This window comes from Microcystis sp. M31BS1, from assembly GCF_020245285.1.
Taxonomy (GTDB): Bacteria; Cyanobacteriota; Cyanobacteriia; order Cyanobacteriales; family Microcystaceae; genus Microcystis; species Microcystis panniformis.
Genome location: NZ_JADBVE010000154.1, coordinates 1 through 23199 on the forward strand (window position 1 = coordinate 1; position 23199 = coordinate 23199).

Annotated in this window: 22 protein-coding genes, 1 tRNA gene and 3 pseudogenes; 13 read left to right on the forward strand and 13 right to left on the reverse strand. The window is 43.3% G+C overall.

What is annotated here, in order from left to right; translation table 11 throughout:
* Positions 1-140 precede the first annotated feature (140 nt).
* The 8 genes and pseudogenes from IM509_RS08525 to rpmG form a co-directional block, all read right to left on the reverse strand.
* Positions 141-269: pseudogene (locus IM509_RS08525) on the reverse strand (RNA-guided endonuclease TnpB family protein); the annotation flags it as partial.
* A 197-nt stretch (positions 270-466) separates the two neighbouring features.
* Positions 467-1081: a LapA family protein gene (locus tag IM509_RS08530; RefSeq protein ID WP_052276866.1), complete on the reverse strand. Its 615-nt coding sequence runs from the start codon at positions 1079-1081 to the stop codon at positions 467-469.
* A 223-nt stretch (positions 1082-1304) separates the two neighbouring features.
* Positions 1305-1922 (reverse strand): flavin prenyltransferase UbiX, encoded by a 618-nt coding sequence (locus IM509_RS08535; RefSeq protein ID WP_052276865.1) that lies wholly within the window; start codon positions 1920-1922, stop codon positions 1305-1307.
* Positions 1906-2649 (reverse strand): HEAT repeat domain-containing protein, encoded by a 744-nt coding sequence (locus IM509_RS08540; protein ID WP_052276864.1) that lies wholly within the window; start codon positions 2647-2649, stop codon positions 1906-1908. Before IM509_RS08540 ends, IM509_RS08535 begins: the two co-directional genes overlap by 17 nt.
* A 440-nt stretch (positions 2650-3089) precedes the next feature.
* Positions 3090-3162: transfer RNA gene (locus IM509_RS08545), tRNA-Phe, on the reverse strand.
* 76 nt (positions 3163-3238) lie between these two features.
* On the reverse strand, positions 3239-5467 hold the full coding sequence (locus IM509_RS08550) for a sensor histidine kinase (RefSeq protein ID WP_185237059.1): 2229 nt from the start codon (positions 5465-5467) through the stop codon (positions 3239-3241).
* A 498-nt stretch (positions 5468-5965) separates the two neighbouring features.
* Complete coding sequence (gene rpsR, locus IM509_RS08555) at positions 5966-6181, reverse strand: 30S ribosomal protein S18 (protein ID WP_002732313.1); 216 nt, start codon at positions 6179-6181, stop codon at positions 5966-5968.
* A 40-nt stretch (positions 6182-6221) separates the two neighbouring features.
* Positions 6222-6416 (reverse strand): 50S ribosomal protein L33, encoded by a 195-nt coding sequence (rpmG, locus tag IM509_RS08560; protein WP_002734724.1) that lies wholly within the window; start codon positions 6414-6416, stop codon positions 6222-6224.
* Positions 6417-6593: 177 nt separating this feature from the next.
* On the opposite strand from rpmG, the gene IM509_RS08565 reads away from it, so the two are divergent.
* Entirely contained in the window at positions 6594-8006 is a 1413-nt protein-coding gene (locus IM509_RS08565; RefSeq protein WP_072926065.1) for a slr1306 family protein, read from the forward strand.
* 9 nt (positions 8007-8015) lie between these two features.
* Here the strand turns inward: IM509_RS08565 and IM509_RS08570 are convergent, their stop codons facing one another.
* Together IM509_RS08570 and miaB are read right to left on the reverse strand one after the other, a co-directional pair.
* Complete coding sequence (locus tag IM509_RS08570; RefSeq protein WP_052276861.1) at positions 8016-8402, reverse strand: C6orf136 family protein; 387 nt, start codon at positions 8400-8402, stop codon at positions 8016-8018.
* 64 nt (positions 8403-8466) lie between these two features.
* Positions 8467-9807 carry a tRNA (N6-isopentenyl adenosine(37)-C2)-methylthiotransferase MiaB gene (gene miaB / locus IM509_RS08575; RefSeq protein WP_052276860.1) on the reverse strand — a complete coding sequence of 447 codons (1341 nt, stop codon included), beginning with the start codon at positions 9805-9807 and terminating at the stop codon, positions 8467-8469.
* Positions 9808-10172: 365 nt separating this feature from the next.
* Between miaB and IM509_RS08580 the strand changes: the two genes are divergently transcribed.
* The 9 genes from IM509_RS08580 (at position 10173) to IM509_RS08620 (ending at position 18074) form a co-directional block, all read left to right on the forward strand.
* On the forward strand, positions 10173-10457 hold the full coding sequence (locus tag IM509_RS08580; protein WP_002759324.1) for a Nif11-like leader peptide family natural product precursor: 285 nt from the start codon (positions 10173-10175) through the stop codon (positions 10455-10457).
* Between the two features lie 885 nt (positions 10458-11342).
* Positions 11343-11654 (forward strand): carbon dioxide-concentrating mechanism protein CcmK, encoded by a 312-nt coding sequence (locus tag IM509_RS08585; RefSeq protein ID WP_002734613.1) that lies wholly within the window; start codon positions 11343-11345, stop codon positions 11652-11654.
* A 64-nt stretch (positions 11655-11718) separates the two neighbouring features.
* A complete protein-coding gene (locus IM509_RS08590) occupies positions 11719-12060 on the forward strand; it encodes a carbon dioxide-concentrating mechanism protein CcmK (protein ID WP_002733426.1) in 342 nt (113 codons plus the stop codon).
* Between the two features lie 32 nt (positions 12061-12092).
* Complete coding sequence (gene ccmL, locus IM509_RS08595) at positions 12093-12404, forward strand: beta-carboxysome shell vertex protein CcmL (RefSeq protein WP_002734360.1); 312 nt, start codon at positions 12093-12095, stop codon at positions 12402-12404.
* Positions 12405-12474: 70 nt separating this feature from the next.
* On the forward strand, positions 12475-14433 hold the full coding sequence (locus IM509_RS08600; RefSeq protein WP_072926066.1) for a RuBisCO small subunit-like domain-containing protein: 1959 nt from the start codon (positions 12475-12477) through the stop codon (positions 14431-14433).
* Positions 14434-14564: 131 nt separating this feature from the next.
* On the forward strand, positions 14565-15227 hold the full coding sequence (gene ccmN / locus IM509_RS08605; protein ID WP_072926067.1) for a beta-carboxysome scaffolding protein CcmN: 663 nt from the start codon (positions 14565-14567) through the stop codon (positions 15225-15227).
* Positions 15228-15778: 551 nt separating this feature from the next.
* The gene (locus IM509_RS08610) at positions 15779-17194 is read left to right on the forward strand and encodes a form I ribulose bisphosphate carboxylase large subunit (RefSeq protein WP_002753365.1); all 1416 of its coding nucleotides are present in this window, start codon (positions 15779-15781) and stop codon (positions 17192-17194) included.
* Positions 17195-17324: 130 nt separating this feature from the next.
* On the forward strand, positions 17325-17723 hold the full coding sequence (gene rcbX, locus IM509_RS08615; RefSeq protein WP_185237058.1) for a RuBisCO chaperone RbcX: 399 nt from the start codon (positions 17325-17327) through the stop codon (positions 17721-17723).
* Between the two features lie 15 nt (positions 17724-17738).
* A complete protein-coding gene (locus IM509_RS08620) occupies positions 17739-18074 on the forward strand; it encodes a ribulose bisphosphate carboxylase small subunit (protein ID WP_002741682.1) in 336 nt (111 codons plus the stop codon).
* A gap of 67 nt (positions 18075-18141) precedes the next feature.
* On the opposite strand, the gene IM509_RS08625 is transcribed toward IM509_RS08620, so the two are convergent.
* Both IM509_RS08625 and IM509_RS08630 read right to left on the reverse strand, forming a co-directional pair.
* Positions 18142-19152, reverse strand: a complete 1011-nt coding sequence (locus IM509_RS08625; protein WP_185237057.1) for a DUF4435 domain-containing protein — start codon at positions 19150-19152, stop codon at positions 18142-18144.
* Positions 19153-19175: 23 nt separating this feature from the next.
* Positions 19176-20615, reverse strand: a complete 1440-nt coding sequence (locus IM509_RS08630; protein WP_185237056.1) for an ATP-binding protein — start codon at positions 20613-20615, stop codon at positions 19176-19178.
* 810 nt (positions 20616-21425) lie between these two features.
* Between IM509_RS08630 and IM509_RS08635 the strand changes: the two genes are divergently transcribed.
* On the forward strand, positions 21426-21608 hold the full coding sequence (locus IM509_RS08635) for an AAA family ATPase (protein WP_147071111.1): 183 nt from the start codon (positions 21426-21428) through the stop codon (positions 21606-21608).
* Here the strand turns inward: IM509_RS08635 and IM509_RS08640 are convergent.
* Positions 21594-21869, reverse strand: a pseudogene (locus tag IM509_RS08640) (transposase family protein); the annotation flags it as partial. The gene IM509_RS08635 and the pseudogene IM509_RS08640 overlap by 15 nt on opposite strands.
* 236 nt (positions 21870-22105) lie before the next feature.
* Between IM509_RS08640 and IM509_RS08645 the strand changes: the two are divergent.
* The gene (locus IM509_RS08645) at positions 22106-22879 is read left to right on the forward strand and encodes a DUF262 domain-containing protein (RefSeq protein WP_260441222.1); all 774 of its coding nucleotides are present in this window, start codon (positions 22106-22108) and stop codon (positions 22877-22879) included.
* 38 nt (positions 22880-22917) lie between these two features.
* Positions 22918-23199, forward strand: a pseudogene (locus IM509_RS08650) (IS4 family transposase); the annotation flags it as partial.

The window sequence follows — 23199 nt, forward strand, 5'->3', positions numbered from 1 at the left end:
AAAATAGGCTTTTCGAGGGTAATTCTTGTTTTAATTCTCCATGTACGCGGTCTTTAAAAGCCTCTATTTCGTTCCAAGACACGATTAAGAGTGGCTTTTAGGCTAAGTATAATTACTCATCGCGTAAGTGAGATGCTCCCATTTACACCTTTGTTGTCCATCCAATACTTTAAGCATTTATTACGGATGAATTGAGCGGTGCGGATAGCATCGTCTATAGCCTGATACTGTTTTAATTTAGCCTCAACTTTAAACTCTAGGACAAACATTTACTCTAAAATTTTAAGAATAAACTTATTTTAACACATTAAATATTAAACTGACAACCCATCACCTAAAAGCCGCCCTCTGCTACGCGGGCATGGCGGGGAACCTTAAACCCAAGTTTTCGGTAAGACAGGAGGCAAGGCCAGAACAGTCTATCTTCTCTGAGGGATTCAGGTAGAAACCTCTACTCTGTCAAAGTTTATATCCAATCTTCCTCATCCCCTTTGTTTACCTCCCGCTCTTGGTTTTCATCCTGAGCAGGGGGCGTAATAATCCGATAATTGACATCGTAAACTTGATCGGCTTTTTCCCCGCGAGTCTGTTTGGCTGTGCGGTAACTATAGGAATAAACTGAGCCAGTTTGAGAACTGTCCTCTGGAGGCTTGACAAAATTCGCTTTTTTCCCATCAGCAACCCTAGGCGGGAATTCTTCCCGATCCTGAATGGTAGTCGGTTTTTCGGGGGGTGCATCAAAATTCCAATCATCACCGCTATCTCTTTCCCAATCGTTACCCGGTGCAGAAGCAGCAGAATCCTGAATATAGGTGGGTCGGGAAGACGGGGGTGGGACTGTAGGATTATTCGCTATACGAGGGGAAGCTTTTGGGGCGGCCAAAGGACGACCAAAACTATAGAGAAATTGCAGGGTTAAACCACTGATAATTCCCGCTAGGGTGAAAAGTAACACCCAGACCGCTAGGGGCAGTTTTACCGTCATAATACCGCCAAAAAAGACCAAAGTGATCACCCCCAGATTCTGCCAGATCAGTAATCCGCCTACAGCGATCGCAAATAAGACCATAATCCAGCCCATTTTTACCTCCCTTGACTCAGTGATCAGTAAACAGTGATCAGTAAACAGTGATCAGTAAACAGTGATCAGTAAACAGTAAACAGGTATAAAGATAAAGATAACTAACTAATTAACTTAAAACTTAAAACTTACATCTGATAACTGATAACTTACCCACTGATAACTGATAACTGATAACTGATAACTTACCCACTGATAACTGATAACTGATAACTGATAACTGTCAATGTCCTTGCCAGCGATTAATTGTCATACAATCGATATCTAACTGATCGAGAGTACGAGCGATGACAAAATCGACCAAATCCTCGATCGATTGGGGATGGTGATACCATGCCGGTATTGCTGGCACAATTCTAACGCCCGCCTCGGCCAAAGTGGTTAAATTACGCAGATGAATTAAACTAAAAGGGGTTTCTCGCGGCACTAAAACCAATTTTCTGCCCTCCTTAATCTGCACATCGGCCGCTCTTTCTAGCAAATCGGAACTTAATCCCCCCGCTAATTTGGCCACTGTACTCATGCTACAGGGAATAATTATCATACCAAGGGTGCGATAGGAACCACTGGCGATCGTTGCCCCCACATCACCCCAACGATGACAGCGTAGTTTTCCCCCTTCCATCACCCCGCATTGACTGCGCCAAAATTGTTCTTGCAGCTCCGGTTCTGGCGGCATCCGAATATTATCTTCCGCTTGCCAGACAGTGTAAGCTGATCTGGAGGCCACTAGATCGATCGTGTAGTCGGCTAAAAGTAGATATTTGAGAGTACGGACAGCATAAATCAGTCCTGATGCCCCCGTAACGCCCAAAATTAGCGGTTTAGATAATTCCTTCAAGCTCTAATTCCTCGATCAATTGTAATCCTCTCGGGTCGCCCACTTTTAATAAAGCACCCCTAGCATCTTCCTTGACACCTAAATCCTCATCTTCCACCAAGGCCTCGATCAAAGCATCGATCGCCGTGGCATAAATCACATTTAAGGGCAATTCTCGGCATAATTGACCGATCGACCAAGCGCAATTACTCCGCACCGCTGCGATTAAATCTCGGCGCAATCCTTCAATTAAAGGCGGCAACACGGTGATGATATCTTCATAATTGACCTTGGCAATCTGGGCCAAACTACTGGCTGCCCATAATCGCACGGCCGAAATATCAGTTTTGAGAGCATGAACCAAAGGATTGATCGCTCTGCGATCGCCACAGTTACCTAGGGCCCAAACTACCCCTTTTCTGACGTAACCATTCCAATCCCTGGCCAGTAAATCGATTAAGGGAGCCACAGAGCTAAGACTGGGATTTCGGCCCAAAGCGTAGGCGACACTAACACGCACCAGGGGACAGACATCGTTTAACATCTCCAGTAACGGGGCGATCGCTCTTTCGTCCCGCAATTCACAAAAGGCGCGGGCCGCGATCATCCTCTCGCTCACATCAGCAGAAGTAAGCAATAAGAGCATTTCCTCGGGATCGGGAGGGATTTCCGCTGCTTGATCCGGATCGCTCGCATCGAGAGGATTATTTAAGGAATTGCTAGAGTCTAGGATTTCATTGTCGTACATACTTGTTAGATTATCTTAATCCGTGACCGCTCACGTCAAGCCCAAAATCAAAAAGTAAGTAGTCGTGCAAAATTAATTTCCTAGTGAAGATAGGCAAGAGGCAACAGGCAACAGGCAAAAGAAAGAATCTGGCAATTCTCCCACCTAAAAACAAGGTCAGAAACTAAGTACATCAAAGCTTTTAGCTTACCAAATTAGGTTACACTTCATCTTGACGAGAAAGGCTGCAGGCTCTCTTATTCTTTGTGTGATAAGTTTAACTGATATAGTGGCGATCAATCTTTGTGTCCTTTGTGTCTGGAGTGGTTCGTTCCAGTCGTTCGCCCGCAAGACTGTATCTTAGAATACATTTTACCCACCAAACCTAAGACAGTCAGCTGCATTTACAAAACCTAGCAGAATAGAAAGTAAATACAGGGCAGACTTTCGTGTTTTTTCGATGCCAAGACGCGGATTTGAACCGCGGACACGAGGATTTTCAGTCCTCTGCTCTACCAACTGAGCTATCTCGGCTTTTTTCAGTCCTTTATCAATATAGCACGCCCTCGAAATAATTGCAAGGTTTTTTTCCAAAAAGTTTTCTGCTTGACTAGATTGGCAAGGTGAGGGTAAAAGTGGTGACAGCATTGGCACTGGTGACATCGATGGTGGCATTCAGGGGTTTAATCAGTTTGTGGACTAAAGCTAAACCTAAACCGGTGCCACTGTAGCGCCAGGGATCGTGGTGAGGAATGCGATAAAAAGGAGCAAATATTCTTGATAATTCCTCTGGAGGGATTTCTACTCCTGAATTGCTCACACTAATTAATATTTGCTCGTCTGCACGCCAGACATTTACCCTAATTATCCCTTGTTCTGGGGTATATTTAGAAGCATTGGTCAGTAATTCCGCTATGATGCGTTCGATATCACAAAGATTGCTGTTAATCTCCGGTATATCCCCATCTATATCTAAAATTAACTGCTGTTGTCGCTCGCGGGTGAGAGTGCGAAAAGGTTCCACTAATAAGGGTAGCCAAGAAAGTAAGTCGATTGTTTCGATCGCCGGGGGTTCGGTTTCCGCATCCAGATAGGTTAAAGTCAACAGATCATTAACTAACTTACTCTGACGCTGAGATTCAATGTTAAGAATTTGCAACAGTTGACCGATCGAATCCTCTGGATCGATCTCGATCCCTTGATATTCCAGGAGACTTTCTAAGGTTTCCACCGCTAGACGAATGCTGGTAATCGGGGTTCGCAGTTCATGGGAAAGGGTTTTCAGGAATTCGCTTTTTAATCTTTCCAGTTTTTCTAATTCCCTCACTTGTGCTTGGGAAGATTCGTACAGTCGTGCCTGGCGAATGGCGATCGCACATTCGGTGGCAATATGTTGGATCAAATTAGTTTCTAAGGAGTTAAAAATTTGATTAGCTGGTCTAATTAGCCAAATATTGCCCAAAAAACCCTGATCGTCAAAGATAGGACAAGCGCAACGGTTAACACGACAGATTTGGGGATTGCCAAGGGGAAGACGATCAACAAATTGTAAAATTTGTTTGTGCAGCAGCGGTTGATAGATTTCAGGAAAATCGCTAATTTGACAGCTAATTCCCTGACAGATAAGCTCTTGAGTGGTATATTCGTGGACAATAGTGGCTTGGCTGCGACTGGGATTGTAAAGCTCAATTTGGGCCCGTTCTACGGGTAAAACCTGGACTAATTCCCTAGTGGTGGTTTGCAGAATATGATTTTCATCGAGACTATCGCGAATTTTTTCGGTAATCCGTCCGATTAATGCTTCATACTTCAAACTCATCTGCAATTCGGCAGTTCTTTGCTGAACCTCCGATTCCAAGGCAGTATTCAAGCATTTTACCCGTTGGTGCAGTTCCGCTTGTTGAATGGCAATTCCCACTTGAATGGCTAATTGTTTAAGCAGATCGATTTCTTGGGATTGCCAAGAGCGAGTTTTTTGGCAATTTTGGGCAATTAGTAACCCCCAGAGTTGGTTATCGCAGATAATTGGCACCACCAAGTTAGCCTGTACTTGCAAAGAGGTGAGTAGGCTGCGATAACAGGGATCAAGTCCCGAATTATGGACATTTTCAATAACTTGAATTCTCCCGCGACGATAATTTTCCAGACGTTCTGGGGATAAATTAAAACAGGGATCCTCGATGCTGTTTCCTAAGACGGAATTAATCCTCGCAGTATGGGATTCCACCACAATCATGCCACTATGATCGGGGAATAAACGATAAATTAACACTCGATCGCAGTTGAGGAATTGTCGCACCTCTTTAACAGTTCTTTGCAAAATGCGATCGAGATCCAACGATTGCCGGATTCTTTCCTGCATTACCCCCAGTAGTTGTTCCCGTTCTGCTTGTAATCTTAAAGCTTCTTCGGCCTGTTTGCGTTCGGTGATATTGGTACTGGTTCCCACCAAACGATAGATACGCGCATTGTTATCCCGTAGGGGTGTTAAAGTTGTCAGCCACCAGTAGGGTATATTTTGAAAAGGTAAATACTGTTCGTAGGAAATAGTCGTTCCGTAACGCACACAATCACTATAGTGTTGCCGCACACTGCGCGCATCATCGGGGGGAAGGATTTGTTCGGGAGTTTTGCCTTTAATATCTGATGAGCGCAATCCTGTCCAGCGTTCATGAACGGGGTTTGCTCCCACATAGCGAAAATCTCTATTTTCCAGCACGTCCACTACAAAAATCGACGCTTGCACGGAATTAAATATACTACGCAGAAACTGTTCGGAATCCTCCTCTTTTAGCTGTGCATCTAGCTCGATCTCGATTTCTGATGGCTGCTTTTCCATAAGAGCCTCCCATTGTGCTAATTGGTGGATTTGGATCGATAATCACAAAATCGTTGGCTACTCCTGGGGCGATTTAACAATTTCTTTAGATTCTCGCACGAATTTTCCCATCCGCTGCCGATTTCGATATATTTCTTTGCAAAAACGAGAAAGCAACCCCAATATACTGAGATCGCTTATCAGTTATCAGTTATCAGTTATCAGTGATCAGGTTTAAGTTTTAAGTTAAGTAGCTAGATACAATTAATTACACATATCTAACTACTTCTTCCATGAGTGCATGAGTGCCTATCCTCACCAAGAAGTTAATTTTGTCCTATTACTTATCGGAGTTCAATTACAGCGTTTCTTATCAAGAGGAAGCATAACCTAATTTGGTATCGACGACCGGCTCTCCAAAAGGAGAACTTCCTACCCCACCATTAGGATAACTGCTTTAATTAGCCAATTATTTTCAGTGATCACTGTTCACTGATTACTGATTACTGATCACTGAATTTAGGCTTCTTGGTTGACAAAAGGCAATAAAGCCATTAAACGGGCCCGTTTTACCGCTTCCGTTAAATCTCGCTGTTGTTTAGAAGTTAAACCGGTGATGCGTCTAGGTAGGAGTTTGCCGCGTTCGGTGATGAATTTGCGGAGGAGTTCGGTGTCTTTGTAGTCAATCGGTTGACTGGGGGAGATGGGGGAGAGACGTTTACGATAGTAGCTCATAGATTTGTAAAGATTGCTTGACTTTTTAACTAAAGTGTGCTTACTTAATTTCCTTGTGGACGGTGTGCTTATTGCAGTGGGGACAGTATTTCTTGATTTCCAGTCTGCCGGTGGTATTGCGACGGTTTTTGCTGGTGGTGTAGCGAGAAACGCCGGGGGTACGCTTATCGGGATTACTGCGGCATTCCGTGCATTCTACAGTGATGATTAGGCGAACGCCTTTTTTACTAGCCATAACAACAGGGGATCGGGTAAATTTACACGCAATCGATCATTATGACATATCTAGGGCTTTTTAGGCAAGAGCGGCCGGGACACCGGCGAGGAATTGTCGGCTGAAAAGTTGATTTTGGGATGAAATCCAGCACAAAAAAGCTAGAATAATCATAGCAGTTGGCGAGGATGAGGAAAAATGACGGTAAGATTGGGTAAACCGATTTTAGTGACGGGGATAGGCATTACCATCGCTTTCACCCTGGGGGAAACTCTCAATAGCAGACTGAGCGAAATCGGTTCATGGGGTATTTTCGGTGCGATTGCTCTTGGTGCCGGTATCTGGTTTTGGCAAAAACCCAACTCGAAAATCGATTTTTCCCTTCCCACTCCCCTGAGTCTAGAAAAGGTTAAACAAGCGATTAGCAAGGCTGAGCAGATAATTAATTATCTGGACAAAGAAGACCCTAATCAAGACTTAACCCCACTCAAAACCAGTTTAACCCAATTAAATCAAGAATTTAGTCGCCAAGACCTGAAAATTGCCATTACTGGTGCGAGAAAAACTGGTAAAACTGCCTTAAAAAAACTACTAGAAAGCGGCAACTTTGGGGAATCTGTCGCTTTTATGGAAACGGAACCGCTTCTAACTCTCGACTCCACCGCTAACCAGAAAAAAGCTCTGGCAGCCGACTTAGTTTTGTATCTCATCAATGGGGATTTGAGCGATTCCGAATGGCAAATTCTCCAGCAATTCGATCGAATGCACCAGCGTGTTATCCTGTTACTGAATAAACAGGATCGTTTACCCGCCGAAACCAGAGAAGAAATACTCCTTTCCCTGAAACAAAGACTGAAAGAAACTATTCCTGCTCATAATATTTTAGCCATAGCCGCTGCCCCCAAACCCCTAAAAGTTCGTCAACATCAAAGCAATGGAGAAATCAAGGAATGGACGGAACCCCAAGCTATTGTTATTGATAATCTAGATAATCATCTCCGACAAATTATCGAACAAGAAAAGTCCGAATTAGTTCTGGGAACTATCTGGAGACAAGCGCTCGAATTAGCCAAGGAAACCAAACAATTACTTAATCAATCCCGACGCAAAAAGGCTTTACCTGTTATCGAACAATACCAATGGATAGCCGCTACTGCCACTTTTGCTAATCCTCTCGCGGCCCTAGATTTAGTTTTAGCGGCGGCCACTAACGCTCAAATGTTAGTGGATTTAGGGGCAATTTATCAACAAAAAATGTCCCTTGAACAAGCAAAAACAGCCATGACTACCCTGGGGAAAATGATGGTACAATTGGGCATGGTAGAGGTGACAACTCAGGCATTGGGAACGATTCTCAAGGGAAATGCGATTACTTATATTGCTGGTGGTACAGTGCAGGGAATTGGAGCAGCCTATTTAACTCGTTTAGCTGGTTTAAGTTTAGTTGAATATTTCCAAGAACAGGAAATTAACGAGCAACTGAATAATGATTGGAATTGGACGAGTTTGCAGAATAAAGTTAAACAGGTTTGGGAACAAAATCAGCGCCTAGCATTTTTACAGGATATTGTCAAGCAAACGAGCGCTCGTTGGTCGGCATTTTCTGGTTAAAAAATATGGTTAAGAAGTGCGGAAAGGTAAATGCTGACGCAGCACATCCCAGCGCGAACAATCCCAATAATCGATATGAGAAATAATCAGATTATTGTCATCGAGAGTTAATTGGCTGCGTCCAGAAATAGCGATGCGAGGCCGCCAAGGTAAAGGGGTTGTCCAGTGCAATGTCCAACGGGTATTAATAATATTTTCCTGCTGTTCAATTGCGTGGATATCCATCTTGATAGCTTGGAACCATTGACTCATAAAACCAATCATTTCCCGATAGCGTTTAATCCCCCGAAATTGATTGAGAGGGTCTTGAAAATAAACGTTATCAGCATAAATGTCATAGGTTTGATCAATAGGAAATCTCTGATAATCTTGCTGCAAAATAGCGATAATATCCATAAAGTACCAAATTATTCCCGATAGCTATTGCCTTTTTTCACTGCTGAGGGGTCACTGTGAACTATTAAAAGATCACTCCCGTCAAACTAAAGGGACGGACTTCGGTAATTTTAACCTTAACAAATTTGCCTCGCAATTCCTCAATATCTCCCGTAAAGAAAGTTAAGCGATTGCCTCTAGTTCTTCCCATAACTTGACTAGCATCTTTAGGATTAACGTCTTCCACTAAAATTTCCTCAATTCTGCCTAAATATCTTTGGGAACGTTCAGCAGCTTTTGTGGCCACTAAATGATTTAATCTTTGTAAGCGATCGCTTTTTACCTGCTCACTTAATTGATTATCCCAAATAGCGGCCGGAGTACCGGGACGGGGAGAATAGGCCGCCGTATTTAATTGATCAAAACCAATCTCATCGACTAATTTTAAAGTATTCTCGAACTGTGCCTCTGTTTCTCCGGGGAATCCGACAATCGCATCGGCACTAATGGCAGCGTCCGGCATTAAATTGCGAATATTAGCAATAATTTGTCGGTATTTTTCCTGAGTATAGCCCCGTTTCATAGCCTTGAGGATATCATTATCCCCTGATTGAAAAGGGATATGAAAATGTTCACAAACTTTAGGTAATTCCTGACAAGCTTTAATCAAACGTTCGGTAAAATAGCGGGGGTGACTGGTGGCAAAACGGAGACGTTCAATGCCGGCCACATCGTGAACGTAGTAGAGTAAATCGGTGAAATTGTGCAGATGTCGGCCGCTTGCCGTCACTCCGGGTAAATCCCGTCCGTAGGCATCGATATTTTGACCTAAAAGGGTGATTTCTTGATAACCCTGTTGTCCTAATTGTGCCATTTCTGCTCGAATTGCCGCAGGAGTGCGAGATTGTTCCACCCCGCGCACCCCCGGAACCACACAATAGGTACAGCGTTCATTGCAACCATAGATGACGTTCACCCAAGCGGTAATATTACTATCCCGGCGCGGTTTGGTGATGTCTTCCATGATGTGGATGGGTTCGGTGGCCACCACCTGGGAACCGTCAAAAACTTGTTGTAATAAGTCTCCCAAGCGGTTTGCGTGTTGGGGACCGATAATTAAATCCACTTCGGGAACTCGTCTTAATAATTGTTCCCCTTCCTGTTGAGCCACGCAGCCAGCGACAATTAAAGTAAGGTCGGGTTGAGTTTGTTTGCGTTTAGCCTGTCTACCGAGATAGGAATACACCTTCTGTTCGGCATTATCGCGAATTGTACAGGTATTGTAGAGGATTAAATCGGCTTCGTTGGCATCCTCAGACCATTGAAACCCCAAATCTTCTAAAATACCCGCCATGCGTTCGGAGTCAGCTTTATTCATCTGACAACCAAAGGTGGTGATATGGTAACGACGTGGGGATTTATTCATGATGCTGGTCACAGAAACAAGAGTGTAGCTTTCTATTTTAGGCTATTTATCCTCTGACTTGAAAGAGGCAGAAGGCAGGATTCAGTTATCAGTTATCAGTTATCAGTTATCAGTTATCAGTTATTAGTTATCAGTTCACTGAGAAAACACCCCACACCCCACTTCCCCACACCCCACACCCCACTTCCCCACACCCCACACCCCACACCCCAGAAAAAGCATACTCAGCCATACAAGCAAATAAAAACGAAACTTTTGCTTTGAGGATATCTCCTGACTGGTAGGATAAAAATGAACCATACTAGGCAGTTTAACCTCCACGCCGCCGAGGCCACACCTTTAATCATCAAAGGAAAAGTATTTATATGTCTAAAAATCAAGTGTTCGACTTTTTCGCCTTAGCCGCTAAAAACGAAGAATTGGGTCAAAAAATGCGTTCAACCCAAGACCCTCAGCAATTACTAGAGATAGCTCGCTCCCAAGGCTTCGATTTCTCCCTTCCTGAATTAGAAGCGGCACTCAAATCCTTGCACGAGAGTCCCGACTTTTTCCAAAAGTTAGCTCATGCAGTGTTAGAAGTTTTCAGTCCTAACCACGATAATTATCCCTCGATCGGTGTCCAACCCTACGAAGGTGAGATCGATCGCTAGAATCAGTGATCAGTGATCAGTTACCAGTGACCAGTGATCAGATGTGAGTTTTCAGTTCACTGATTACTCAGGGTAAGCGCATCTTAACAATCCTTGACAAAATGAACTTTATGTGAGTTGCTTACCCTGAGAGCGATTCAGCCATATTTGAGGAGAATTGGCCATCTCAATTGTTAAGCAAAAATCGACCCATTTGGTCGATTTCGTAACTATACAGCAAACGGCTCACAAAATTTAATTGTCAATAGCGGTTGAGATGCTCTCACCCTGACTGATTACTGTTCACTGTTTACTGATCACTGTTTACTGGACGGCTACGCCGTGCCTTTGGCAACACTGACAAAGGCTCCCCCACTCCCCAACCCCAGCCGTATATAGTATAAAAAAATTATAAAAAAGCCGAAATCAGCGAAAAATAGGCTTTTATCTGCCAGTAAATCTGGCAGCGACAATCAAGCTGCCAAAAGAAAAGTGAAAGCGCAAATGCAGTCATAGCAAAGGTTTTGGCCGTAAATGTCCTGAGAATTGCTGAGGCTGATGGACGAAGGGAAGGAATGATTAACTTTCGTTAACGTGAAGATGAGAAATAATCATAATGTTTTATATTGTCAAAGGTGTCATAGTTTCCTATGCTTTTTTTAGGTTGATAATTTTGCCTGACTCGTCAAATTTTTACCAACCAGCCCTAGAAAATAAAATTAGTGGATGAAAACGGTCACGATCGAGATAAAATCTAGGATGGTCTTACCCCCACCTTGCCACGATCCCGACTGCCACCAAAGCTAGAGCAGGAAAAGTAACAAGGAAAGAATTTGACTGAAACAAAGTTGATAACGCTAACGAGATTAATAGTTTAGTTTGGCTTGACAAGCGAGGAACAAAAAAATGCCAATTGCAGTAGGAATGATTGAAACCCTAGGATTTCCCGCCGTTGTGGAAGCGGCAGATGCCATGGTCAAAGCCGCCAGGGTGACTCTAGTGGGTTACGAAAAGATCGGTAGTGGTCGCGTCACTGTCATTGTCCGGGGAGACGTTTCAGAAGTGCAAGCTTCTGTGGCGGCCGGAGTGGAAAACGCCAACCGGGTTAACGGAGGACAAGTGCTATCTACCCATATCATCGCCCGTCCCCACGAAAACCTCGAATACGTGCTGCCCATTCGCTACACCGAAGAAGTAGAGCAATTCCGCAGCTATTAAACACCGTTTCGGGGTCAGCATCTATAGAGTCGAAGAAAGCCAACCATTAGGAGACAAAAATATTATGTCAATTGCAGTGGGCATGGTGGAAACCTTGGGTTTCCCAGCCGTCGTCGAGGCGGCTGATGCCATGGTAAAAGCCGCCCGCGTAACCCTAGTAGGTTACGAAAAAATTGGTAGTGGTCGCGTCACCGTCATCGTCCGGGGGGACGTTTCGGAAGTACAGGCCTCCGTATCGGCGGGGACAGAAGCGGCATCTAATCGTGTTAAAGGTGGTCAAGTCCTCTCGACCCACATCATCGCCCGTCCCCACGAAAACCTCGAATACGTTCTTCCCATTCGTTATACAGAAGCCGTGGAACAGTTTCGTGAAAGTGTTAACCCGCAACCTTTAAGACGAATCTAGAGCGCAACTAACTTTTAGTGTAAACAAATTCCATGCAAATTGCCAAAGTTTGCGGAACCGTCGTTAGCACCCTGAAACCTCGCAGTATGACGGGAGTGAAACTTCTGCTTTTGCAATTCATCGACGCTCAAGGGCAACTTTTGCCTAAATACGAAGTAGCGGGTGATATTGTCGGAGCGGGGCTTAATGAATGGGTGCTAGTGTCCCGGGGAGGAGCGGCTCGGATCGAAGACGGGCAGAACAATCGCCCCCTTGACGCGATGGTGGTGGGGATTATTGACACTATAACCGTAGAAAATCGCACCCTCTACAGCAAGAGGGACGAATTTCGTCAATCCGGTTAAACATCGATAGAACCCAAACACAGTTAATTAACAACCAGCCAGCCAAATTCAGTATGGAGGAAGACTAACTATGGTCGTCCGCACAACGGCGGCTAGTCCGAAAAAGCGGACCAAATCCCCAGAGGAAACGCGCATAGACGAGAGTGCCAAAGTCCACACCTTCTCTAACCTCAGTGGCGCTATCGAGATCGGGGCGCGAGTGGTGATCGCTCCGGGGACTTCCATCCGCGCCGATGAGGGAACTCCCTTTCACATTGGCGACGACAGCAAAATTCAGGACGGGGCAATCATCCACGGTTTAGAAAAAAGCCGTGTGGTGGGAGATGACGGCCGAGAATATTCGGTGTGGATCGGCCGGGGCAGCTGTATCACCCACATGGCACTCATTCACGGGCCTGCCTATGTGGGCGATCGCTGTTTTATCGGTTTTCGCTCCACCGTCTTTAATGCCCGCATTGGTGCCGATTGCATCGTCATGATGCACGCCCTCGTTCAAGACGTGGAAATCCCCGCAGGTAAATTCGTGCCATCCGGTTCCGTGATCACCAGCCAACAACAGGCCGATCGCTTACCCGATGTCACAGAAATCGATCGAGCCTTCACTCGTCACATTGTCGATATCGACCTTGCCCCCAGCGTCCCGGTCAAAGCCCAAGGACCAGCGACTCCGCCACCGGCAGCCGCTATAAACATCGCTAATGAGACGCTATATAGAAATTCGGTGACACCTATGAGTTTAAATACAAACATTCGAGCGCAGGTTCGCTCCCTCCTCTCCCAAGGCTACAAAATCGGGCTGGAATACGCAGACAAACGCCGCTTTAAAACCAGTTCTTGGTTAAGTGCCGGCTTTATCGACGGCAGCCGCGAAGAACAGGTATCCCAATCCCTAGAAGCCTCCCTGAGAAACCTACAGGGCGAATACGTCCGCCTGATCGGAGTCGATCCCGCCGCTAAACGGCGCGTACTGGAAATGATTATCCAGCGCCCCGAAGACACCCCGGGAGAACCAGCCCGCACCACCACCGCCGTCCACGCCGGTCATAGCAACGGTAACGGCAATTCTGACCTGTCCGTACAAGTGCGTTCCCTGCTGGCCCAAGGACTGAAAATCGCCACCGAACACGCGGATAAACGCCGGTTTAAAACCAGTTCTTGGTTAACCGGACCTGCGATCGAAACCAAGGGCGAAGCGGGCATCATTCGCGATATCGAAGCGATCGTGTCTGAAAATAGCGATGAGTACGTCCGCCTGATCGGGATCGACCCGCAGGCGAAAAAACGCGTCGTCGAAATGATTATTCACCGCCCCGGCGGCACCCCCGCTAGTAACGGCAGCGGCCAAACCAGCAGCTACAGCAGCCCCGCTAGTAACGGAGCCAGTTATAGCAGCAGTGGTAACTTAAGTGGGGAAACGATCGCTCAAATTCGTTCCCTGCTCGCCCAAGGCTACAAAATCGGCACCGAACACGCCGATAAACGCCGGTTTAAAACCAGTTCTTGGCAGAGTTGCGCTCCGATCGAAAGCAATCGCGAATCTGATGTAATTACTGCTTTGGAAGATTGTTTACGGGAACATAGCGGCGAATACGTCCGCTTACTCGGTATCGATGCTAAAGCCAAAAAACGGGTTTTAGAAACGGTGATCCAGCGTCCCGATGGTTCGGTGGCTAGTAATGGCAACGGTAAAACCGCCACCGTTGCTGAACCGAGTTTCAAAAGCTATGCTTCCGGTTCCTCCGGCGGCGGTACGGCCACTTTAACCAGTACCTTAACCGCGGAAACGATCACTCAAATTCGTTCCTTGTTGAGCCAAGGTCACAAAATTGGCAGTGAACACGCGGATAAACGTCGTTTTAAAACCGGTTCTTGGCAAAGCTGCACCCCGATCGAGAGCAGTCGCGAATCCGATGTGGTGGCCGCTTTAGAAACCTGTCTGCGCGACCATCAAGGGGAATACGTTCGTCTGATCGGGATTGACTCCCAAGCGAAACGTCGTGTTCTCGAATCGATTATTCAACGCCCTTAATTTCAGGACTCGGCGATCGGTGAAGGGCGATAGGTGTTAGGTGTTGGCGGAGCGGGAAAAATACCCGAAACTCTAACCCCTACCCCCTAACCCCCGCTCACTGATCACTGATCACTGAGTAACTGTCAATTATGTCCTTACCCCCCGTTCAACCTATTAGCCGCTCGGAATTCTATGTCAATGGTGATGTCACCATTCATGAGAGTGCGATCGTGGCTCCGGGGGTGATTCTCCGAGCAGCCCCCAATAGCCAAATAATTATCGGTGCGGGTGCTTGTCTGGGTATGGGAACAATTTTAACCGCCTATCAGGGTGTGATTAGTATCGGTGCAGGGGCAATTTTAGGTACAGGCGTTCTAATAGTCGGTCAGGGTGAAATCGGTGAGAATGCCTGTATCGGGTCAACCACAACGATTTTTAATGGTTCTGTGGCAGCGATGTCGCTCGTGCCGTCTGGCTCCCTGATCGGAGATACTTCCCGTCAAATTACCATCGAGGTGTCAGCAACTCGATCGGAACCGGAAAGACCCCCTCTACCGGAACCGCAACCCGTAGTCAGTCAAGTGTCCCCAGTCCCGTCTGTGGAGGAAGTGGTCGCCGAAACCGTTGCCAGTCCTTGGGATAACGAGGAAATGGTGGCCCAGGCAAGTCCTACGGAAACCAGAGAACCAGCATCTACTACTAACCGACCGAATCAAGCATCGGTGGTCGGAAAAGTCTATATCAATCAGTTATTGGTCACGCTATTTCCAGAACGTCATCGTTTTAATGGCAACAATAACCTTAATTCTTGAAGGGGAAAATAATCGTTCACAAGCCAAAAATCTCAACAATAATTACTAAGTAATTAGACCTAATTTATCTAGAGTTCACTGCTGTCTAACTGTCCTCTAGGTACTAGGTATAATTGCTTAGAAATTCAGTTAATATTTAGCGATTGCCGACAATTTTTTGAGGTTGTAATTATTGATAATCTTCCTCAATTAAGGAGTAGTTTTAATCGCTCAAAGCCTGATGAGCAGAAGTTTCTGTGTGTCAATCAGGTAAATTTTTGTTAATTTTTTTGTGTTTTTGTAGAGATTGTCAAAGTTAGATGACGACAGATTAAAGAAACTAATCGGCCCGAGAAAAAAAAACAATCAAAATTTTAGGGATAGAGAAAAAAAATGATCAGAATAGGATAAAGTTCGTGTTAAGATGATCAGTTGAAAAAAACATTAGTGAAAATTGCTCCCTAACTTCGCTCCTAGCAGCAGGGGACAGGAGCTTAAGAAAAATCTATGTCGGTTGACGGCGAGATTTTACAGGTGCGACTAATCATGCAGTTTATGGAGGAATAATCCCAATGGTGCAAGCCAAATCCAAAGGTTTCCAGGCCGGCGTAAAAGACTACCGCCTGACCTACTACACCCCCGACTACACCCCCAAAGATACCGATCTACTAGCTTGCTTCCGGGTAACACCCCAACCAGGAGTTCCCCCTGAAGAAGCAGGTGCGGCAGTAGCGGCGGAATCTTCCACAGGTACCTGGACCACCGTTTGGACCGATAACTTAACCGACCTCGATCGCTATAAAGGCCGTTGTTATGATATCGAACCCGTACCCAACGAAGATAACCAGTTCTTCTGTTTCGTTGCCTATCCTTTAGATCTATTTGAAGAAGGTTCCGTCACCAACATCCTCACCTCGATCGTTGGTAACGTTTTCGGTTTCAAAGCTCTACGCGGTCTCCGGTTAGAAGATATCCGTTTCCCCGTCGCTTTAATCAAAACCTTCCAAGGTCCTCCCCACGGTATCACCGTTGAACGGGACAAATTAAACAAATACGGTCGCCCCTTACTCGGTTGCACCATCAAACCCAAACTCGGCCTTTCCGCTAAAAACTACGGTCGTGCCGTTTACGAATGTCTCCGCGGTGGTTTAGACTTCACCAAAGACGACGAAAATATTAACTCTCAACCCTTCATGCGTTGGCGCGATCGTTTCCTCTTTGTCCAAGAGGCGATCGTTAAATCCCAAGCAGAAACCAACGAAGTTAAAGGACATTACTTAAACGTAACCGCTCCTACCTGCGAGCAGATGATGCAACGGGCTGAATTCGCCGCCGAAATCAAAACCCCCATCATCATGCACGACTACCTCACTGGTGGTTTCACCGCTAACACCACCCTGGCGAAATTCTGCCGCGACAAAGGGTTACTGCTCCACATTCACCGGGCAATGCACGCGGTTATCGACCGTCAGAAAAATCATGGTATCCACTTCCGCGTTTTAGCTAAGTGCTTACGTCTCTCTGGTGGTGATCACCTGCACTCGGGAACCGTTGTCGGTAAACTCGAAGGTGAACGCGGCATCACGATGGGTTTTGTTGACCTGATGCGTGAAGACTATGTGGAAGAAGATCGCGCTCGTGGTATTTTCTTCACCCAAGACTACGCCTCCTTACCCGGGGTAATGCCCGTTGCTTCTGGTGGTATCCACGTTTGGCATATGCCCGCGTTGGTGGAAATCTTCGGTGACGATTCCTGCTTACAGTTCGGTGGTGGAACCCTCGGCCACCCCTGGGGTAACGCACCGGGTGCCACCGCTAACCGTGTGGCTCTGGAAGCTTGTATCCAAGCTCGTAACGAAGGTCGCTCCTTGGCCCGCGAAGGTAACGACGTTATCCGGGAAGCTTGCCGTTGGAGTCCTGAACTGGCTGCCGCTTGCGAACTCTGGAAAGAAATCAAATTCGAGTTCGAGGCTATGGATACCCTCTAATACAGCCCTTCAGAAGGTTGTTAGCAGTTATCGGTGCAAAATAATGCCGGGGACTTGCCCAAAATCGGCAAGCAGTCGCTAGAATTTCAACACTGATAACTGCCTAGCCAATAACTGAAAACTGTATAAAATGTATCCGAAAAAAGTTGCTCAAGATACCGCGAAAGTCTTACAAAGTTACCTAACTTACCAAGCGGTTCGCACGATTATCGATCAATTGTCAGAAACTAATCCCACTTTAGCTATTTGGCTGAGTCACTATACTTCTAGCCATTCCATTCAGGATGGCGAGGCCTATATTGCGGGGTTAATGACTGAGAATAAAGAGTTAGTTTTGCGGATCATGACGGTAAGAGAACATTTAGCCGAACAGGTTTTAGAGTTCTTGCCAGAGATGGTAAAAACGGGAATTATTAATGACAATACCGAACATCGTCGGCAACTTTTGGAACGTCTCACCCGTACTGCTATAAGTCAACCAGAGACATCGGAATTAAATCTCGATGTTGATGATCTACCCAACCCATAAGGAATCAAGAAACCCATGAAAACTTTACCTAAAGAGAAGCGTTACGAAACTCTTTCCTACTTGCCCCCCCTCACCGATCAACAAATTGCTAAACAAATTCAATACATGATCGATCAGGGTTATATTCCTGCTGTGGAATTTGAAAAAGACCCCAAACCCGCAGATTATCATTGGACGATGTGGAAACTGCCTTTATTCTCTGTTTCTGGTCCCCAAGAAGTTCTTAATGAAGTTCGCGAGTGCCGCACTGAATATTCTGATTGCTACATCCGCGTTATCGCTTTTGACAACATCAAACAATGTCAAACCATGAGCTTTATTGTTCATAAACCCAATGCTGGCCGCTACTAATTTGGTTGTCATCTAATTATTAACTATTGAGGGGGGTTCTTAGACCTCCCTTTTTTTCTATCATTTGTTATTGAAAATCGTTGATTAACATCCAAAAACACTTGATTGGAAAATCATTAAGGTTATTACCTTGAAATTCTACAGATTGATTTCTAACCCAAGCATTTGCTACTGTGCGGAAGCGTGTGTTTTTATATTGATTAACTTTCTCGGCTTCTTGACTAGGATTTTTCCGAGGATCCGATAAGTCTGAGGCTGTTATATAAAGACATTTACTATAAACAACAAACATAAAATTAAATCCTATATGTCCATGAGATAACCATCTTGAGGTTTCAATGTCACATTGATTGGTCATATTCAAATAGACTTCAAATTTATTAAATAGCTTTTGAATCCGAAGTTGATCTAGTTTGAGTTTTTTATTCAATATCTTACCCCATTCTTCTAAATCAATTTTCAGAGATGTGGAGGTGATATCTATACACTGCCAATTTACTGATGTAGCAATAGGCGTAAGTAAATTTTCTGATAAACCTGCTAAACTCAAAGCACAAGCTATTCTGAGAGTATGCTCAAATTTAGATTCAAAAATTTCAAATGCTTCTTGATAAAAACTACTGACTAAATAATCGTTGAATGCCTTTTTCAACGTTGATATTTCAAAAAAATAGTTTTCAATTGAATGACCTCTACTCCAAATTAATCTCTTGTTAATTTTATGAGTTTTAATATGATCTTTTAAATCATTGCTCCATTCAAATTCTCTAAATTCTCGATCAACAAAGCCCAAAACTCTATTGTTAACATCTGGCGGCTTTTGGGCAACTAAATCACAGATTTTTTCTATCTTAGCTCTATTTCCTAATTCTCCTTGTATTCGCTGCGCAGTATCAATATTAATTTTTTTCAATAAATATAATTTTTCTGCTGAAATCTGAGCTTCATTTTGTTTTAAAAGATTACAAATAATAGTAAAAAAATCCTCATCATCGGCTCCTTCTAGCAACAAAAACCTATCATTTGACATAATTATTTCAGTAACGTATTCTTCAGGAGTTAACTGTAATCCATTCATAAAGTCGATAATTATCTAAATTTTTAAAAGGGAATGTCAATGTCTTCCAAATCATCATTTAGTATATAGATTTGATCTTCACTTCCAAGAGTATCGGTATTTATATTAGCGTTTGCCGTTGGTTGTAGTTCAAGTTTTATCATTCTCTCTAGATATTTGGATGCAATTACAGCAGAATGAGTACAAATAATGAGTTGTTTCTCATCAAGTTGTTTAACCATTTCTGGTAATAATTTACGTTGCCAATCAATGTGAAGTGAAATTTCAGGTTCATCAATTAAGACAACCCTACCACCTGTCATGTGACTGGCGGCATAAATTAAACCTACGACTTGTCTTTCTCCAGAAGACAAAATTTGCAGACTATGAATAGCTTCTTCATCACCAATTTTAACACCTAATTTCCCTCTGCCTTGAGGTAAGCTTGTAGAACCTATTTTTAATTGCTTTCTCTCTAAAAATCCATTGACTGATTCAAGATATCTTTCAATACTAGAATAAGCTTTTATTTGTGCATCTAGTCTTTGTTGAAGAGATCTTTTATACACGGATAAAACTCTACTAGCAATAGTTTTGTATTCTGGATATGATTCAAAGGCTCTCAACTGTTCTATTAATTTGTTATAAACATCATCTGATTGATCACGATTAACTTGAAAAGGTGAATTTTGCAATTTTTCCGAAAGTTCTATTATTTCTGTAATAACTTCGTCTGGCTCTTTTGTATTATCGTCTGTCTCAAATGATTGAGAAATAGCTTGAGAAAATTGAAGAAAAGCTTGTGAAAGCAAATTTCTATCAAGACTAGCAATTTTTAATTGAGCTTCTGTTAATTCTGAATTAATATGTTCTTCTATTTCTATCGGTGAAGGATACTCAAGTCTAGGGACAAATTTCCCAAATAGAATCCGAGCTAATTCGGTTGATCTGGCGGAACTTCTTAGAACTTTTCTAAAATTAGGTGATCTTCGGGCAAAATGTCTAATTTCATTTTCATCTAAGGTAGCCCATGCCTCAATCATTGTTCTAAAAGCAGGGAAATAAGTTGCTTTTAAGTCAATATCTTGCTTCTTCTTAGAAGATGATGGATAATAACGTGGAGAGAATTGAGAGAATAAAATTTCGCTATTTTCTTCTTGCTTTTCTTCTTCTAATAATTCTGCAAAACTGTAAGAATAGATTTTTTGATTATTAACAAAGACTGTTGTTACTGTTTGAGGAGAATTCTGCTGTTCTATCAATATTTCCGTATCATCATCTAATGTAATGGTTAATTTTTGAAATTTTAAATGGCCAAAACGTCTAAAATCTTCGTTTACGGCATTAGCAAGAATATGCAATACAGTGGTTTTGCCTGTGCCATTACTTCCATGAATAATATTAACTCCATCTTGAAAATCAAGATTAATATCAAATCTTCCATGTATTCCAATCGCTTCTAAACGCTTAATAAATCGAGACATACCTTTAATCTCCTATGACAGTCTCAAACGAAAATTATAATCTAATATGAAACTTTTCTCAAGTTTTTTCCTAAGCTGATCCGAGCGGGTAATAATAACTAACACTGAGAGAGCCTATTTTAGTGCGATCATCGACCTTGACATTGGTAAATTCGGTTCTTCGGTTTGTGTTATGCAATAGACGGGGGGTATAAGGTATGTAACCCTTATAGAGAAAGACATTTGGAGATTTTTATCAATTGTTTTTGCTCTAGAGCGAACTAATCAATTAAGTCTCTTGCCAGATAAAGATTTAGTCGATTTATGCCCCCCTATCGAACCATAACAAGTAACGAAGAACCCTAATTATTAACTGTTGAGGGGGGTTCTTAGACCTCCCTTTTTTGGCTCTCCCAGGTTTGGTGGGTAAAATGTATTCTAAGATACATTCCTCCTAGCGAGGGGGTGGAACGAACCACAAAGACACAAAGGACACAAAGATCGATCGATCATATTGTAAGTTAAACTTATCACACAGAACCTAGAAGAGCCCCTTTTTTTTGATAGAAAACGGGTTTCTTGAAGAAACCCGTTTTCTGCGCGTAAAGATCGCTTAAATCTTGGACCGATTCTACCAACGCTGCCAAAACGTATAAAGCTGATAAGGAGGTGCAAAATCAGTTCATAAGATTTTTCGTACAACCCACGCTTTATCTTGGAGGTGCTACACTGGGTCTAGCTGGGCTAGGTTGTGCCGTAGCTGGAATGAAGAATCTGATAAAACCCTAATCCCCTTACTTTAGATGTTTTTAAATACCTTAATTTAAAAGTATGTTAACATCCCTGACTCTTGGGAATTTCAAAAGCTATAAGGAGGCAACCTTATCTCTAGCACCCATCACCTTTTTAATCGGTGCTAATGCGTCAGGTAAAAGTAATGCACTAGAAGCAATTCGCTTACTTTCATGGTTAGCGAAAGGTAGTAGGTTAGATGACATTTGCGACAAAATCTAACTCTTTGCTAAAGGGTTTCTGACAATTAACGTACTTAAATTGACGACGATTAACTTGTAGGTACACTGGTTAGCCTGAGAGCGGTAAATCTTTGACTAAATGTCGATGATTTTGGTGTAGTTTATCGCTATCTAACCCACAACGAGGACAGGTTGCTTTTTTATTTTTTGATTCAATTCGTCAAAATATACCGATATTTTCTAGGTGTCGATAGCCTTGAATAGAGGTTCCTTTTAGGTTCAAAAATTTGTCAACTATCATAGGTAAAATAATCTCGTTTTTGGCTGTTATATCAAATCTTAACTCAATTGTCTATCTTTTGGTATTAACCTATTTGTGCCTTAAGTCCTTTCCTGTATGAATTTTAGCTACTTTTGAGCGTAGTTGCTCTCATCGAATTTTATTTTAAGTTAATTATTTGCATAACAATTCCCGAAGAACCCGATCGGCCGATATTTGGTAAGTTAGAAGTGATGAACTGACTGCCGATCGAACCTATGCCCCGTACTCATCTATTAGATACCCGAACCAGCAATTTTAGCGATCTCATCGGCAATGGCAAAATCTACCGAGTTCCCCCTTTTCAAAGAGATTATTCGTGGAAGGAAGAAAATTGGGAAGATCTCTGGCAGGATATTCAAACGCTCTATGAAAACCCCGATTCTAGTCATTACATGGGAGCGATCGTTTTACAGGGTTCCCAGCGATCGGATACGGATTTTACAATTATTGACGGACAACAACGATTGGTAACGATTAGTATTCTCGCTATAGCGATTATCGAAAAAATTCAAACGTTAATCGATCGGGGGGAAGAAGCGGAAGCGAATAGAGAACGACAACGGCTTCTCAAAAGCGGTTATTTGAGTAATAAAGATCTGGGTTCTTTAAAAGAATCTAGTAAATTAATTTTGAATGAAAATAATAATGATTTTTATCAAAGTCGTCTCATTAACTTTAGACCTCCTCGCAATCCTCGATCGCTCGCAAAATCCAACCAACTCCTATGGAAAGCTTTTCAATACTTTTCGGATTCATTGCCAAAGCTTACAAGCGTAGTTAACAGTGGAAAAGAACTGGCAATTTTTTTAACGGATACCGTTGCCAAAAGACTCTTATTTATTCAGATTAATGTTGAAGATGAATTGAATGCGTATACGGTTTTCGAGACCCTAAACGCTGACAGGGGGACAAGCAAGCTGAAAAGCTTATGTAGCATAAAATACAGACACAGACTCCAAAAAAAGATAAGTCATATTTACCATATATGACCTAAATAACGAAAATGATAAGTGAACTATACCAGAAAGTGTTAGAAAATGAACTGGGACGAGCCAGATATCTACTGTTGTTAATGATAGTTGGAACCTGGCAAATACTAAAGCAAGCTAAGTTAGAGATATTAGCAGAAGCACTGCCAATACCGATCCTGTTTGAGAGTCGGAGAAAAAAACTAAAAAGATTTTTAAAGCTGGAAATTCTGAATATTGAAAAAATCTGGTTTCTCTGCTTAAAAGAGATGTTAAAACAGCAGGAGAGATTCACAATAAAAGGATTAGTATATATTGCCATAGACCGAAGGAGTTGGGGA